The sequence below is a fragment of the Paenibacillus sp. SEL1 genome (assembly GCF_054602535.1).
This window is the reverse complement of the sequence record NZ_CM137723.1, coordinates 3,397,870-3,413,959: the sequence shown is the minus strand read 5'-3', so window position 1 is coordinate 3,413,959 and position 16,090 is coordinate 3,397,870. Positions and strand designations below refer to the sequence as shown.

General features: G+C 44.9%; 13 protein-coding genes. 4 read left to right on the top strand and 9 right to left on the bottom strand.

Annotation, left to right across the window (positions count from 1 at the left end; translation table 11 throughout):
- The first annotated feature begins 255 nt into the window (after window positions 1-255).
- A complete protein-coding gene (locus tag ACYCSE_RS15530; protein WP_029516322.1) occupies window positions 256-1,479 on the top strand; it encodes a quaternary amine ABC transporter ATP-binding protein in 1,224 nt (407 codons plus the stop codon).
- Window positions 1,454-4,051, top strand: coding sequence for a glycine betaine ABC transporter substrate-binding protein (locus ACYCSE_RS15525; RefSeq protein ID WP_069291363.1), 2,598 nt, complete (start codon window positions 1,454-1,456; stop codon window positions 4,049-4,051). Before ACYCSE_RS15530 ends, ACYCSE_RS15525 begins: the two co-directional genes overlap by 26 nt.
- 95 nt (window positions 4,052-4,146) lie before the next feature.
- Here the strand turns inward: ACYCSE_RS15525 and ACYCSE_RS15520 are convergent, their stop codons facing one another.
- The 6 genes from ACYCSE_RS15520 to ACYCSE_RS15495 all read right to left on the bottom strand — a co-directional run bounded on the left by ACYCSE_RS15520 (window position 4,147) and on the right by ACYCSE_RS15495 (window position 10,874).
- Window positions 4,147-5,370, bottom strand: coding sequence for an ABC transporter permease (locus tag ACYCSE_RS15520; protein WP_459698690.1), 1,224 nt, complete (start codon window positions 5,368-5,370; stop codon window positions 4,147-4,149).
- A gap of 1 nt (window position 5,371) precedes the next feature.
- Window positions 5,372-6,736 carry an HlyD family secretion protein gene (locus ACYCSE_RS15515; RefSeq protein ID WP_459698688.1) on the bottom strand — a complete coding sequence of 455 codons (1,365 nt, stop codon included), beginning with the start codon at window positions 6,734-6,736 and terminating at the stop codon, window positions 5,372-5,374.
- Between the two features lie 23 nt (window positions 6,737-6,759).
- Window positions 6,760-7,344: a TetR/AcrR family transcriptional regulator gene (locus tag ACYCSE_RS15510; protein ID WP_250267730.1), complete on the bottom strand. Its 585-nt coding sequence runs from the start codon at window positions 7,342-7,344 to the stop codon at window positions 6,760-6,762.
- A 257-nt stretch (window positions 7,345-7,601) separates the two neighbouring features.
- Complete coding sequence (locus ACYCSE_RS15505; protein WP_459698685.1) at window positions 7,602-8,966, bottom strand: ABC transporter substrate-binding protein; 1,365 nt, start codon at window positions 8,964-8,966, stop codon at window positions 7,602-7,604.
- Between the two features lie 124 nt (window positions 8,967-9,090).
- Window positions 9,091-9,912 (bottom strand): carbohydrate ABC transporter permease, encoded by an 822-nt coding sequence (locus ACYCSE_RS15500; protein ID WP_452566434.1) that lies wholly within the window; start codon window positions 9,910-9,912, stop codon window positions 9,091-9,093.
- Window positions 9,909-10,874, bottom strand: coding sequence for a carbohydrate ABC transporter permease (locus ACYCSE_RS15495; protein ID WP_043882098.1), 966 nt, complete (start codon window positions 10,872-10,874; stop codon window positions 9,909-9,911). The genes ACYCSE_RS15500 and ACYCSE_RS15495 overlap by 4 nt, the downstream gene beginning before the upstream one ends.
- Window positions 10,875-11,066: 192 nt before the next feature.
- Between ACYCSE_RS15495 and ACYCSE_RS15490 the strand changes: the two genes are divergently transcribed.
- Window positions 11,067-11,387 (top strand): hypothetical protein, encoded by a 321-nt coding sequence (locus ACYCSE_RS15490; protein ID WP_459698683.1) that lies wholly within the window; start codon window positions 11,067-11,069, stop codon window positions 11,385-11,387.
- 112 nt (window positions 11,388-11,499) lie between these two features.
- Here the strand turns inward: ACYCSE_RS15490 and ACYCSE_RS15485 are convergent, their stop codons facing one another.
- Window positions 11,500-11,874: a PH domain-containing protein gene (locus ACYCSE_RS15485; protein ID WP_165176370.1), complete on the bottom strand. Its 375-nt coding sequence runs from the start codon at window positions 11,872-11,874 to the stop codon at window positions 11,500-11,502.
- A 371-nt stretch (window positions 11,875-12,245) separates the two neighbouring features.
- Here ACYCSE_RS15485 and ACYCSE_RS15480 point away from each other — a divergent pair, with 371 nt between their 5' ends.
- Complete coding sequence (locus tag ACYCSE_RS15480; protein WP_254351545.1) at window positions 12,246-13,034, top strand: polysaccharide deacetylase family protein; 789 nt, start codon at window positions 12,246-12,248, stop codon at window positions 13,032-13,034.
- A 203-nt stretch (window positions 13,035-13,237) separates the two neighbouring features.
- On the opposite strand, the gene ACYCSE_RS15475 is transcribed toward ACYCSE_RS15480, so the two are convergent.
- Both ACYCSE_RS15475 and ACYCSE_RS15470 read right to left on the bottom strand, forming a co-directional pair.
- A complete protein-coding gene (locus ACYCSE_RS15475) occupies window positions 13,238-14,566 on the bottom strand; it encodes a prolyl oligopeptidase family serine peptidase (protein WP_459698680.1) in 1,329 nt (442 codons plus the stop codon).
- A 100-nt stretch (window positions 14,567-14,666) separates the two neighbouring features.
- Window positions 14,667-15,548: an AraC family transcriptional regulator gene (locus ACYCSE_RS15470; RefSeq protein WP_322173998.1), complete on the bottom strand. Its 882-nt coding sequence runs from the start codon at window positions 15,546-15,548 to the stop codon at window positions 14,667-14,669.
- Between the last annotated feature and the right edge of the window lie 542 nt (window positions 15,549-16,090).

The window sequence follows — 16,090 nt, the reverse complement described above, 5'->3', positions numbered from 1 at the left end:
AAGCACTATCGGTTGTAAAGTTCCGAATGTTTGAGCATTCTATAGAACGAAGGAGCATATCAAAGGAAACTTTGTACAGTTTTTTCTGTACGTACTTTATGAACAGTTTTTTTGTTTGAAATGTAAGCTATGCTTCTGTTACAATTAATTTTGTCATTAACCGTTCAGGATGTTCAGAATTATGATTTTTATACTCAATCCTTAATGCAACAAGGGGTTAATACCAAGCAAAGTATAGAAAGAAGAGGTGTATGTATGACGATTTTGGAAGTCAAAAATGTCAGCAAACTCTTTGGTCCTCACGCAGAGCAAGGTGTTCCGCTCCTGGAGCAAGGCTGGGGCAAGGAAAAGTTGGCCAAAGAAAAACAGATTACTGTTGGTGTCAATAAGGCCAACATGGAAATTAAGCAAGGTGAAATTTTCGTAATTATGGGGCTATCGGGCAGTGGCAAGTCCACTTTGGTGCGAATGCTAAATCGCTTGATTGAGCCTACCTCCGGTGAAATTCTGGTCCACGGCAAAGATCTCCGTAAGATGAACAAAGAACAACTTCGCGAAGTTCGTCGTAAAACCATCAGCATGGTTTTTCAAAAATTCGCCCTGTTCCCACATCGGACTGTATTAGAAAATGTAGAATATGGTCTTGAAATTCAAAAGGTAGAAAAAGCACAGCGTCAGGAAAAGGCGCAACAAGCGCTGGAACTGGTTGGTCTTAAAAACTGGGGCGATAAAATGCCCGATGAATTGAGTGGCGGTATGCAGCAGCGTGTCGGCCTGGCACGGGCGCTGGCTAATGACCCTGAAGTGCTCCTGATGGATGAAGCGTTCAGTGCATTGGACCCTCTCATTCGCCGTGACATGCAGGATGAGCTGTTAGAGCTTCAAGATAAAATGAAGAAAACAATTGTGTTTATCACCCATGATCTGGATGAAGCGTTGCGGATTGGTGACCGGATTGCCTTGATGCGAGACGGTGCGGTCGTACAAATCGGTACACCGGAAGAAATTATGATCCAACCGGCTAACTCTTATGTAGCCCGCTTCGTCGAGGATGTGGATCTTTCCAAGGTATTGACGGCTGCTCATGTCATGCTTCGTCCAGAAACCATCACCATGGATCGTGGTCCGCGTGTGGCTCTGGAATTGATGCGGGAGCGTGGGATATCCAATTTGTTCGTCATTGACCGTACTAAAAAGCTACTAGGTGTTATTAACGCTGAGGATGCTGTTCATGCACTGCGCAATAATTTGAAGATTGAAGATATTTTGATTACTGACGGACCGCAAGTTGCTGCCGAGACTGTCATTAATGATTTGTTTGAAATTACAAGCTCGTCCAAGGTGCCGCTGGCTGTGGTCGATGACAAGCAAAAGCTGCTGGGCGTTATCGTCCGTGGAGCATTGCTCGGCGCACTTGGTGGAGATGTTACCACTACAAAGGAGGTGAATGCCCATGATACCGAAACTGCCAATCGCTGAGTGGATTCAATCCATTGTCGACTGGATGGGTATTCATCTGGCTGGATTGTTTAATGTTATTTCTTCTATTATAGAAGCTGTAGTAGGCTTTTTCTCAGGCCTGTTCATGCTTCCGCACCCTCTGGTGTTCATCGTGATCATCGGGATTATCGCCTTTATGATCGGGCGGGTTCAGCTTACGCTGTTTACTGTCATCGGCTTCCTGCTGATTGATAATCTCGGCTATTGGAGTGAAACAATGAATACGCTCGGACTGGTCATCACGTCTGCGCTCGTATCCATTGTTATCGGGATTCCCATCGGGATCTGGTGTGCATACAGTAAATCCGCATCCCGCATTATCACGCCTTTACTTGATTTTATGCAGACGATGCCTGCGTTCGTGTACTTGCTCCCAGCGGTTACCTTTTTCAGCCTGGGTGTTGTACCTGGTGTTATCGCATCTGTTATCTTTGCTATCCCCCCAACCATTCGCATGACTAACTTGGGGATTATGCAAGTATCAGGTGAGCTGATCGAAGCCTCAGATGCTTTCGGTTCAACCTCTGCGCAAAAGCTGTTCAAAGTTCAGCTTCCACTGGCATTGCCTACCTTAATGGCTGGTATTAACCAGACGATTATGCTGTCACTGTCCATGGTTGTTATTGCTTCCATGATCGGTGCAGAAGGCATCGGTGCTGTTGTGTACCGTGCTGTGACACAGCTGCAAATCGGTAAAGGTTTTGAAGCCGGCTTAGCTGTTGTCGTTCTGGCTATTGTGCTTGACCGTTTTACGCAAAACCTGTTTAAACCTACGCAAAAAGGCAAAAGCCGCGTATCCAGCAAGCAAAAAGTATGGATTACTTCTGCAGTTACAGCTGTCATTTTGATCGCTGGTGCTTCCCAATATTTTGTTGGTACAGATCATTCCGCATCTGGCAAAGGTAACGCTGCTGCCAACCCGGTTGGCGAAGAAGTCGGTTACAAAATTATCGGTATTGATGCCGGGGCAGGCATTATGAAATCGACTGCCAAAGCAATTCAAGACTACAATTTGTCTGATTGGAAGCTCGTTGAAGGTTCCGGTGCAGCTATGACGGCCACACTGGACAAAGCCATTAAAGCGAAAAAACCGATCATTATTACAGGTTGGACTCCTCACTGGATGTTCAACAAGTATGATCTCAAATATTTGGAAGACCCTAAGAAGTCTTATGGTGAAGCCGAGGGGATTCATACGATTGCCCGTAAAGGCTTGCAGCAGGATGCTCCTATCGCTTATGAGTTTCTAAAACGTTTCAAATGGACACCGGAAGATATGGGTGAAATGATGGTTGCCATTCAAGCCGGAACCAGTCCTGAACAAGCTGCCCAGGATTGGGCGGAGAAACATGCCGACAAGGTTCAGGAATGGACTAAAGGACTGCAACCTGTCAATGGCGACACGTTCAAGCTGAGTTATGTCGCTTGGGATTCCGAAATTGCCAGTACGAATTTGCTAAGTTATATTTTGGAGAACAAACTGGGTTACAAAGTAACCGCACTGCAAGTTGAAGCAGGTCCTATGTGGACGGGTGTCGCTAGTGGTGATGTAGATGCTTCACCGGCTGCATGGCTGCCGTTAACACATGCGGATTACTGGGCTAAATACAAGGATAAGCTCGACGATCTTGGGGCTAATATGAGCGGTGTTAAAACCGGATTGGTGGTTCCAGCTTACATGGATGTTAAATCGATTACTGATTTGCAGGATAACGGAGCCGAAGCGGCTCCGGCTTCCGCCACAACTGAGGACTTTGGCAAAGAGGTCGGTTACCGCATTGTCGGTACCGACCCTGGCGCCGGACTAATGAAGCTGACCGCTAAAGCTATTAATGACTATGGCTTATCCGACTGGAAGCTGCTTGAAAGCTCTGGAGCTGCTATGACCGCTACACTGGATAAAGCTATCAAAGCCAAGCAGCCTATCGTCGTAACAGGTTGGACTCCTCACTGGATGTTTAACAAATATGATTTGAAATACTTGAAAGATCCTAAAAAAGCGTACGGTGATAAGGAAGAAATTCATACAATCGCCCGCAAAGGTTTGAAGCAGGATGCTCCTGTGGCTTATGAATTTCTAAGCCGCTTTAAGTGGACTGCTGAAGATATGGGTGAAGTGATGATCGCGATTCAGGACGGTATTGCCCCACAGCAGGCTGCCAAGAACTGGGCTGATAAACATCCTGACAAGGTACAGGCATGGATCAAGGGCCTACAGCCCGTCAACGGTGATCCTTTGAAGCTGAGCTACGCTGCTTGGGATTCTGAAATTGCCAGTACGAACGTATTGAAATATGTATTGGAACAAAAATTGGGCTATAAAGTAACAGCCCTGCAAGTGGAAATCGGCCCGATGTGGACTGGCGTGGCCGGAGGAAGTGTAGATGCTACTGCTGCCGCTTGGCTTCCATTGACGCATGCTGATTATTGGGCTCAATACAAGGATAAGGTGGATGACATCGGAACCAGCATGACTGGCGTTATGTCCGGACTTGTCGTTCCATCCTATGTACCGATTGATTCTATCGAGGATCTTAAAGCGCCGCAATAATATTTTTTCCACTTTTAAACCATATGAACAAGCAAAAGGCAGATCAGGGTTTACTCCTGATCTGCCTTTTTATGAATTCCATATTAAAGTTGCTCTCAGCCTTTTAGCGTGAATCCTTCTTGAGCGGGCACATCGACATGCTGCCCTGTCGTCTGGTGCTGTCTAAAGAATAACGGATAGATCACAAAGGACACCAGCAGACTCACACAACCAATGACGCCTAGAGCAATCATATCTTTAAAGATGTAGGTGATATCCAGTCCTTTGAGCGTGATATTCCGTACAGCATCCAGGTAATACGTCAGTGGCAATATTTCAGCAAGCCCCCGCAAGAAGCCGGGCATTGCCTCTAATGGCCACGTATAACCTGACAACATAAAGGAAGGAACAGCAATCAGCATCAGCGTTTGGGTCGCATCCACTCTGGTCTTGGAAAAGAGACTGAACAGGAAGCCTAATCCGCACAAGGCAAAGTTAAAGACCAGCGACACCAAAATTAACGGCAGTACCTGTCCCCTGAACGGAATATCAAAGCATAAAGCACTGATACTGAATACAGTCAGCACATTGAAAGCTCCCGCTGCATAATACGGTGCCAGTTTGGCAATAGCCAAACGCCAAGGGGTGTTTCTCCATGCACCAAATCTTCCCCAAGTCCCTGCTTCCTTATCACGCGTGCAGGACAACGCGATACCAAGCAGCAAACACTGCTGGAGAGCCGCAGAGATAACCCCTAGTGGCATGAAAAGCTTATAATCATATACCGGGTTAAATAGCACTCTGGATCGGAACGGGATGGTAGTCAGCGTCGACGCGGCCTGATCGGCGTTCATTCCCTTTTGTTTCATGGAATTGACCGATACTCCAGCGCTCACGCTGCTAATGACCTGATTCGCAATCCGACTGGCACTATTGGAATACATCATATTACTGCCGTCAATCAGCGTGAGCACGGGTGGATTCTCCCCATGCTTAAGCCGAGTCGTAAAGTTGTCGGGAATGACGATTCCGACCTTAGCTTCCCCGGTCTCTACCTGACGGACAGCATCTTCCTGATTGGTCGCTTGCCGTGTAACAGCAAATGAGTCGGTCGAATCGAACGCCTGAATGATCTGGCGACTGAGCTGTGAATTATCTCCATCGTACACTGTGACAGGCATCTCGGTAATCCGCTGATGTGAATATAGGAAGCCGAATAGTATCGTATACACAATTGGCGTAATCAGCAGAATAGCCATAAAGCGGCGGTCCCGGAAGATGCTCAGCCATTCCTCGCGAAACACATCACGGATACGAAGTCTTTCCTGTGAATCCTGCATATTACTGCGCCCCTTTGCCTGTAAACAGGACCGTGGAGCCTGTTGGAACCGAAGCAGCAAGGTCCGGCAATGCTACTTTAACACCGAAGGAACGGACATCCTTGTCACCGGAGCTTTGGCTCGGTTTTTGAATGGCAAAGTCAGCAGCCGATTCTAACAGAATGACTTTACCCTTCAGCTCCTTACCGCCAGACAGCAATTTAATTGGGACAGTATCCCCTGCTTGAAGACCGTTCAGAGACGTTTCAGGTACATAGAATTTAGCCCAACGTTGTGTCGAAGTTTCAATGGTATAGACCGGGAATCCTGCGCTAGCCATTTCACCTAAGCTAAGCGACTTGGATTTTACGATTCCATCTTCGGCCGCATATAGAGTCGTGTAACTCAAATAGGTCTGAGCCTCTTGAAGCGCGGCTTCCGCTTGGGCTACCTGAGCATTGGCACCTGCAACCGCAGATTGAGCCTGCTCAACTGTGGATTGCGCCGCCTTCACAGCAGATTGCGCTTGTTCTACCGAAGCCTGAGCAGCTTTGACATCTTCCTGTTGCACAGCAACTTTGCCCGCTCCTGCCTGTGCTTCCTTCACCGCAGCCAAGGCTTGACGGTATTGAGCTTCAGCCGCCGTAATTTCCTCCTTGCGGCTTCCCTCCCGTGCCATATCCAATTTTTGCGACTCTGCATTATACTTGGCCACTGCCTGTTGATGTTCCAATGTCGCTTGATCCAAAGATGCCTGGGTTGCTGCTCCGGCTTCTTGAAGCTTTTTGGCACGCTCCAGATTTTTAACGGTCAGATCCAGCGTTTCCTTGGCTATCTTCACAGATACTTGCAATTGCTCAAGCTCCTGCGGTCTTGCCCCGCTCTTGAGCGCATCCAGTTTTGCCTTGGCGGCGTTCGCAGCCGCTTTGGCCTGTTCGATCTGGCTGGAGGATGCCTCAGCGGTCACACTGACCGATGTCGTACCTTGGCTCTTCTTGGCCTGAGCGGCGCTCACAGTAGCCTGTGCCTGACCTACGCCTGCTTGAGCCTGCAACACACTGGCTTTTGCTTTGGATACATTACTCTTAGCTGCCAGCAACGCCGCCTGTGCCTGCTTCACCTTATCTTCCAACTCGCGACTTTCCAGATGGGCTAACACCTGCCCCTTTTTAACCTGATCGCCTTCTTTGACGAGCATCTGGTCAATCCGTCCTGCCATTTTAAAGCTGGCATTGAGGGTATCCGATTCCACATAAGCCGTAGGTATGGAAGAAGACTGATCCGCAGACAAGCTGCTCCCACCCCGTGGGAAAGCAGTCAAGGCATAAATTCCTACCGCGATTAAAATAATAAGTACGACGTAAATCGTATATTTTTTAGCTTTCATGTTTTCATCACTCCATCTGTCTATTAATGTTGCATGCCCAATGCATTACACACAAATACTTCAATACTTTCTCGAACCTCTTGCAGATTCATCGTTTCGCCCCAAACCATGGACCGCATCGGAGCGAAAATGTAAATCCCAAATAAGCAATTGGCTGTTGTTTTGGCATCCAGCTTACTTGAAATTTTCCCATATAACTTACCGGAATCGATCTCCGCCTCCATAAAATCAAAATAGTCTGCCAGCACCTGCCTAATATTAAAATGCTGTTCCTGTGAGACCCATCCCTTGCTAACCAGTAAACGGCAAAAATCCGGCTCTCTCCCAATGAACTCAATATGTACTTGGATCAGCTTGTGAACCCTCAGTTCAACCTGATCCATAGGAACCTGAGCCATCGCTTCATGGATATCCTGCACAAATCGCTCCATCCCCATCTTCAAAATGTAAATGTACAATTCTTGCTTGTTTTTAAAATTGTAGTACAGGGTTCCTTTGGCTATGCCACAAACCTTAGCGATTTCTTCCATGTTTGTTTCGTTAAATCCTCGTTCGGAAAAAGCTTTAAGTGCGCCGTTAAAAATAATTTCCTTCGTTTGCTGTTTCATGCTTCCTCCTTTTTTGAACTGACCGTCCAGTACAAAAATTATGTATTTATTATAAGCCCATCTTTAGTTACCCAGCAATAGGAAAAATGAAAATAATTCATTTTAGACAATTCGTCTAAACGCTTATTCTAAAAAAATAAAAATGCAAAAACGGATCGAATAAGTGAGGGGGTCACTCATTCGATCCGCTATGTCATAAAATCGGATGATAAGGGGGCCATTCTACAGATTATCAACCGATTTTAAGGGAAGGCCGACTATTTTTTCACCGTTTGATTGTATTGCGCAATTTTGCCTGTAATTTCTTGTGCAGCTTGATCCAATGCCTGTTTTGGCTGTTGCTGGCTACTCAGAACGGCCTCGATTGCACCTTCGACGATTTGGCGCGCTTCTGGGAATACACCCATCACTGCGCCCTGTGTAGCGGTGGATTGTGCCGATGCGTGCAATTGGTCAACCGCCGTCTGGAATTGCGGATATTTTACCATATTGTCTTTGAGTACCTTCTCGTCATAGGCTGCTTTCGTGATCGGGAAGTACCCGGTATTTACACTCCATTGTGCCTGTACAGCTGGGGAAGCGACGAATTTAATGAACTCCCACGCTGCCTTCTGTTGGGCTTCAGGCTTGTTGTTCATAATGTACAAACTCGCGCCGCCTACAACCACGCCGCCTTCTTTAGCTTCATTGGCTCTTGGCAGGAATCCTGTGCCTACTTCAAATTTATCGCCAACCTGCTCCACAATATTACGCAGCGAAGCGGTGGAATCCAGCGTCATCGCAATTTGTCCTGCGGAAAAAGCCTTTGCCGTATCGTCCGAGTTACGTCCCAGATTGGATACAACCTTTTCATCGATCATTTTCTTCCACCACGTCAGCGTTTTTACACCGGCATCCGAATTCAGCATGGATTCCGTTGCCGCTTGGTCACGACCATTGCCATTATTCACATAATCCGCGTTCTGATTGGCAAACAGTTGCTCCATAAACCAGCCGTAGATGGCAATGGAAGCACCGGATTTACCATCCTTGCTCAAGGCTTTTGCGGCCTTTTCGAATTCATCATACGTTTTCGGAGGATTAGCTGGATCAAGTCCTGCGGCTTTGAATGCATCCTTGTTATAGTATAGTATCGGGTTTGACGTATTGAACGGCATGGCGTTCAATTTACCATCAATCGTGTAGTAACGTGTAATATTTGGCTCTAACTGCGACAGATCGAACTTGTCTGCATCAATAAATTGTTGTACAGGTGTGATCATTTTGGAGTCGATCATGAATTTACTACCGATTTCGTATACTTGAATGATGTCCGGGCCGCTGTTGGAACCAAGCGACGCCTTCAGCTTGTTCAAGCTATCATCATATTTGCCTTGATATACTGGCTCTACCTGAATGTCCTTATGACTGGCGTTAAAGTCAGCAGCGATCTGCTTGATTGCTTTTTCACCGTTACCGGACATCGAATGCCACCAAGTCAGCTTCACTGGAGAAGTCGCTGCTGCCCCTTCACTACCATTACTCGGCTTCTCTGCAGCAGTATTATTGCTACAACCTGCTGCAACCACCATGGCAGTCAGAATAAGCAGGATCAATGTACTTTTCAGACGAAAAAATCTCATAATCTCTCTTCTCTCCCTTTGATTAAATGATCTTGAATTGGCATTCTCTTGCGATATTCTTGTGTGTTGAAGCTCTGTATATGGGCTGCTTGCGCAGGTGTTGCTTTTCATTTGAAATATGTGATCAGCCTTTAAGCGCACCCGCTGCCATTCCACGTACCAACTGCTTTAGTCCAAAGATCAGCAGGAGCAGAGACGGTAAAATGACAAGGGCCGTACCCGCAAACACCAGATTCCATGAAGTAGATTCCTGAAATTCGAGCATGGATATTCCGATCTGTACCGTACGCATATTCTCACTATTGGTGATCAGTAAAGGCCAGAGATACGAATTGTACATATTCAGGAACGAATACACAGCCAGTGTTCCAAGCGCAGGGCGCGATAATGGAAGCACATGGAACACAAAGTAACGGATATGTCCGCACCCATCCATACGAGCCGCCTCAAACAGTTCCTTGGGAAGCTGGAGAAAAAATTGCCTTAATAGGAATGTTCCGAATGCCGTCGCCAGAAAAGGAACCGTCAATCCTTGATATGTATCAAGCCAGTTCCAGCTTCGTACCGTCAGGTAGTTTGGAATAATGGTCACTTCCCAAGGGATCATCATCGTCGCTACAAACATGCTGAAGATGAAGTTTTTTCCCTTGAATTCCATTTTGGCAAAGGCGTAGGCCGCCAAGCTGGCTGTAATCAACTGCCCAATCATCGTCAGACCCGAAATGAGAAATGTATTTCCAATAAAGGCTGCAATCGGAACAATTTCAAACACTTCAGTGAAATTTGCCATATGAAAAGAATGTGGAAGAAAGCTTGGTGGATAAGAGCTTGCTTCCTCCGGCGACATGACTGCCATAAAAAACGTATATATAACCGGATACAAAATGAGAGCAGCTGCAATCGTAAGCAGTACATACAACAATGTTGAATTCAGGTGTCGTTTCATTGGTAATGCACCTTTCTTTCCACCCATTTGAACTGAATCATCGTGAGCAGCAGAATGACGGCAAACAAGACAATGGCCTGCGCGCTCCCCGTTCCAAACCGGAAATTAACGAAAGCTTCCTGATAGATGGAATACACGAATACATTCGTACTGTTCACCGGACCGCCTTTGGTCAAAATGTTAATTTGAGCAAAAGACTGGAAGGCTCCAATGATGGAAACTACTGTTACAAAAAAGATCGTCGGTGATAACAGTGGCAGGGAGATACGCCAGAACGTGACGAGCGGGCCAGCTCCGTCCATTTTGGCACTTTCATACATGTCATCTGGAATCCCTTGAAGTCCGCTCGATAAGATAATGTAATTGAAGCCAAGATTCATCCAGATGGTCATCATGGCTACTGAGAACAGCGCCCAATCCGGGCTGGTCAGCCACGGAACCGGATTAATATGTAGCAGGGAAAGCACATAGTTGAACATCCCCAGTGTCGGATGAAAAAGAAATTTCCAAATGACCGCAGATGAACCGACCGACAACACCATCGGCAGCGAAAAGGCAAACTGGAAGATACGCATTCCCCGCAATTTACTGTGTGTAAGTGCAGCCAGTACCAGCGCCAATAAAATACCTACTGGTACTGTTAACAGTGCAAACAGGAGTGTGACCTTAATTCCTTGTAGAAACAGTCCCGAGCTGAAAAGTGTAGTAAAATTATCTAACCCCACATAAGCTGCAACGTTTCCTGCGGGATCTGTAGAATGCAAGCTGAGATATACGGACTTGATCATCGGGTAAAACATAAATACAGCAAACAAAATAAGCGATGGAGCCAAAAAGGTATACGCCAGCGCGTTTTCGCGCAATCTTTGAATTTTTAGCGAACCCGTGCGTATGCGGGCTTTAGACGAAGTCTGTTGCTGACTCCTCGTCCCTAGTCCCATAGATTTGTTAAGCTCACCCAAAACGGAGCGCCCCTTTCTTTTCAAACCAACCTCAGTAAGTGTATCGTTTTGATGTAAAGGGAACGTCAAGTGGACTGGAGTAAAATGTTAATGTTTTTTCATTTTGTAAAAGCAATTCTCTATAGGTATAAGCACAAGGACATAGACTCCTACATATAATGCATCATTACAGGGTATGGAGGTTAGAGGCGAATGCCATACAACACCGTCAGTCCGCAAACTTTATATCAAGCTAGACCGGAATTACATGCCGAACTCAAAAATATCCGCGATCATTTGCATTATCAATTAAGCCCCTACATGAATCACACGGTTAGGGTGCAAACGATGGATCATCAAGTATATGAAGGAACGATTATACACATCGATGCGGATCATTTGTATTTAAGAGTCCCTCAGCAATATCACTCACCCTTCTCAGGCAACACCATCCCTGATCGCTCCTATGCCTACAACAATGTCATTCTGCCGTTGGTGTTATATAATTTATTGGTTATAACTCTGTTGAGCTGACGCTCGATCCACATCTCTCTAATTAAAAGACAAAAAAACCTCCAAATTCTGTAAGTATCCTTCTTGGCACATTACGAAGTTGGAGGTTTTAGTTATTTGTTTTACATAATCATTAGTTCTCACAAGAGATACCTGCTTCTTGCTCTAGTACAGCTATAAACCTTTCTATACAATCTCCACTCGGCAGGTGGGTGAACACCTCGTTCACACCCTGATTGATCAGCGTGATGTTCCCCCTAGAATCCGACAAACCCTTATCCAGCTTAGCCAGTGAAATATGGTGATAATTGATGAACTTGACCCAAGGAGTACCCATAGTACAGGAATAAAAGATGATTCGTTGGGATGTCACTGCCAGCATTCCATGATGCGATATCTTCTGGGAGCTCTGTTGCAAATCATACGTACACCCCATACATGATCGGATGTGTTCGCCCGCTTCTAACGTCAGACTAATAGCTCGCAACTCTTTTTCATTTGTTTGCATCCCGTCTCATCTCCTGTTCGAAGTTCAGGAACGAGTCGCAGCTCCTTGACCTCAGATCAGCTTTTGCGGCTTGTCCCGTCGACCTCTTCATCTTTCGTCAGATTAACACTCTCACGAACTGGACAATGACCTACCTCAACTGCACATTGAAACCAAGGATGGATATGTACAACTTAACATGGGTACAGGATGTTATCAACAAGCAAGCTATCACTCTTTTTCAGCATAACTTTGTAATCTAAGCATTGCTGAAGAAGCAATTAGATCTAATTTTAAGTGATTGGAATGGATGAATTTCAGAAACGAGGAATGGTATACGCTTCTTCTTGGCAAGCTAATGTGAGAATACGTTAGAACGGAGAAGAAGCCTTATGAAATACAACCGTTTGCTGTGCGCTGGAATCGCTGTTTCTTTACTGTGTATCAGCTCTTGTCCCACTCCATCTACCAATGCACAAGCCCCATCGTCCGCCTCCCCCACTCCTACAAAGGGAAGGGCCTATTACGAAGAACGGGGCGACATTGTGTGGGAAGTTCCTACCCATCGTAAGCTTATCGCTCTCACATTCGATGACGGACCGGACGAAAGCAATACGCCTGCCATTTTGGATTTGCTTAAAGAGTACAATGCTAAAGCAACCTTTTTTGTCGTCGGCAGCCGTGTAGAAAAGCTTCCTGATATTGTGAAACGAGAACGAGCAGAAGGGCATGAAGTAGGCAATCATACCTTTTATCATTCATCTTTTCAGTATATTTCCCGTAACAAAGCTCTGACAGAATTAGATCAAGGCCAAGCGAGCATCGTTCAAGCAACTGGTGCGGGAACCCATCTTTTTAGGCCCCCCGGCGGCTCCTATACCGATTCGTTAGTCAAGCTCTCCAAAGAGAAGGGACTGAAAATTATTTTATGGTCCTGGCATCAAGACACCCTGGATTGGCGAAAACCAGGCATACACCGTATCGCTAATAGGGTGCTTCGCAACGCCCGTAATGGCGACATTGTCCTGATGCACGATTATGTACATCAAAGTACACAAACCGTCGAAGCCCTGAAAATCATTTTACCGGAGCTCAAGAAGAAAGGGTTTACCTTCGTCACGGTATCCGAATTACTCTCTAATCGGGAGAAACCGGATGGGCTCATTGAAGTGAATAAGTAAAAGAGAGCAATAAAACTCCGTCAATTATTTGTTGATGGAGTTTTATACATGAGGATTTTGCGAAAACCCAATAAGGAACTGATAATTCTCCGAGCGATAATGTGTTGTTAACGAATAACTCAGAGAATGTACGGTAAGGCTGGCTTGAACTTTAAAGAAGCCTATTACATCATATTGCTATTTTCATTTGCTAGCTATACCTTTCAGTCCAACGTTTTGGAGGCTAGCCATTGCATCATCGTTATTTTCTTTCCGTTAATCACCTTCGATACTTCGTTGTTATAAACGTAAATCCAAGACCAGTGGCCATTGTATTCATACGGTGTTTGGTCGCTCTTTTTGTACAAACCAGAGGTATCTACTACGCTATCAAATAACGACATATGAACATTCTTTGCTCCAGCATTCACTAAACGGTTGTAGGTCGGAACCGTATAATCGTTCGGCGGTACTACGGTGTCGGTTTTGGCAGCCACAAACCAGATCGGCAGGTCCTTCATTTCGTTAATCTGTTCATCGGTTATAAGGCTATCCTTCAAGGCTTCACATGCAACCACAGCGGCTGCAAAATAGTCTTTATAATCACGGATCATCAGCATAGTCATGTAACCGCCGTTGGAGTCTCCGCCAATGTAGATTCGATCTGTATCAATGTCTTTGTTCTTGGCCACGTACTCCTTAATTAAGGACATCAATGCTTGCTCGTATTTGGAGGTGCCGTCTCCGAAGCCTGTAAAACCATCCATCCAGTAGGTTGGAGTCTGAGGTGCCAGCACATAAGCCCCTTCAAAATAGGATTGAATATCTTTAGATGCAAAATTCGCTGCATTATTTCCGGAAATCGGAATCGTCGGATCTGTACCTCCCTCACCCATACCATGCAGCCAGATCACCAAGGGGTTTTTCACTTTGTCTTTTGACGGTGCATAGTCCGCATAGGTTAAAGTAATCCCGTCAAAAGTAGCTTTGCCGGTTGCAAATTGATCAACTAGCTTCCGTATCTGACCTGCGGAAGTATCAATTTTCAAGCCGGAAATCGTTCCTGATGTGGTTTTAATAGCTTTTTGCTGCGTGATTGTGTATTTGTTATCATTCCATGCGTTAAACCCGGAACCTGCCGCATCATAATGAATAGCTGAGCTTAGTGTTAAGGCTGGGCCGACTTCCATTTCTAATACAACGTAGCTTCCGGTTTTATTTACAGGGTTGCCACTTTTGTCCGATACATAGGCCTTGGTGACTTTCCGGTTGCCACTCTCAATAAAGGGATTTACCAGCCTATTGTCGCTTCTTCCCACATGTACCTTAAATGTATCCTTTGTTATCGCATCTTTAGGTACTGGCTTACCCAGGTTAACAATGACCTTCGTAATGGCTGCTCCCCAATCCTTAACCTCCGCAACCGTCCGGTACGAGGTGGGCTGTATCTTTACATCCTTGGCCCATGCAGCGGAATTGAAAGCAAGGGTCGTACCGATAGCTAAAGTGAATAACATAGTTGTTTTAGCAGCCTTTTGAAACCGTTTAAACATGATGTCTTACCTCCCGGGTGCATTAATAAAACGCTTACATTATTTATTTTAATGATTTTTTTATTTGTATCCTGTCTTTTATTAGCCTAATTCAGGTCAATTACTGACTCCTTGCTCCAGAATACCTCTTGTTCTCTTTTCGATATTGATGCGGTGTTGCCTGATAAACCTTTTTAAATACCCTGGCAAAAGACTTCTCGTTCGGAAATCCATGCTCCAGCGCAATTTGTATGATGGAATGATCCGTATTCATGAGAACTCGAAAAGATCTCTCCAGACGGATGGCATTGATATATTGAAATAAGGTCATCCCTACATGCTTCACAAAAAAACGGGACAAATATTCGGGAGACAACCCAAAAACCTGAGCTATCGAATCCAAGGATAAACTTTGATCGTAATTCTTTTTGATATAATCGGTTATCAACGTCAGCCGCTCCAAATATTTATCGGAGTTAAAGCCACGGATAGATTCATGATCCATTTTAAAATGCATTAATAACAGATACACCAGTTTATAAGATAATGACGTTAAATGGATATGCGCTAAAGGGTCATTATGCCGGTTGAGATAAGCCACAAATAAGGTGTTTAACAAATCACGCAGCTCCGCAAAATGCAGTAATCTCTGCTCGTTAGTTTCGAAAATGGAAATACAGTCAAATGAGATGGGATTACTGCCGTTAACATTTGCTCTAATAAATTCAGAAGGAATCAGAACCGTTATAGCCTCTCTCCCTTTTCCCTTAGCCACAGAGAAGGAATGAATAGCATTCGAATTAATGAGCACAATATCTCCTTCTTTGGAGCTATAACTGGCGCCATCAATATAGATATTATCGATTTTTCCTGAAAGCACATAGGATATTTCGATGCTGTCGTGCCAATGCCTAGGTATGTACGCTGGTTCATTGGAGGAATGAACTATAATTTTTAACGGAAAATGATTGTCTGCCTGGACCAGCTCATATTTGTATTCCAAGTTTGTCGCTCCTCTCAGATGTGAACTCATAAATAGAAGAAAATGGCTTCAGCAAAGTGCCGAAACCACTTGTATTTAACCTTCCTTTCTCTATAAACAAAAAAACCTAAGTATAACAAAATACATAAGATCCTTAGATCTTAACATTTTGTTCCTTAGGTTTTGCCTGCGTAACAGTAACAATCCTAGTGCTATTCATTTAATTAAGCTAAGTATATAGTGGGTTGAAAATCATGTCAACGCTTTCATTCAAGGCGTAATAAACGAAAAGGTCTTATAGATCATGCGTAAATCTATATATAACACTGCATTTTGGATCATTAAAAAGGCTGATTATGAGAGTGTCCATAATCAGCCTTTTGTTTTACACTATGTGGTCAAACAGGGCGTCTAATCATAAAAGCCCTTGATGCATAAGTTTTTTTGCCCCCCACATAATTCATTCTAATCAACAACTTCCTTACAATTGTATAAGGGGGTATACAAAGTAGCAATGATATTCTGAGAATTTAATTTTCTAAAATATCTCACCTTCTCTTGGC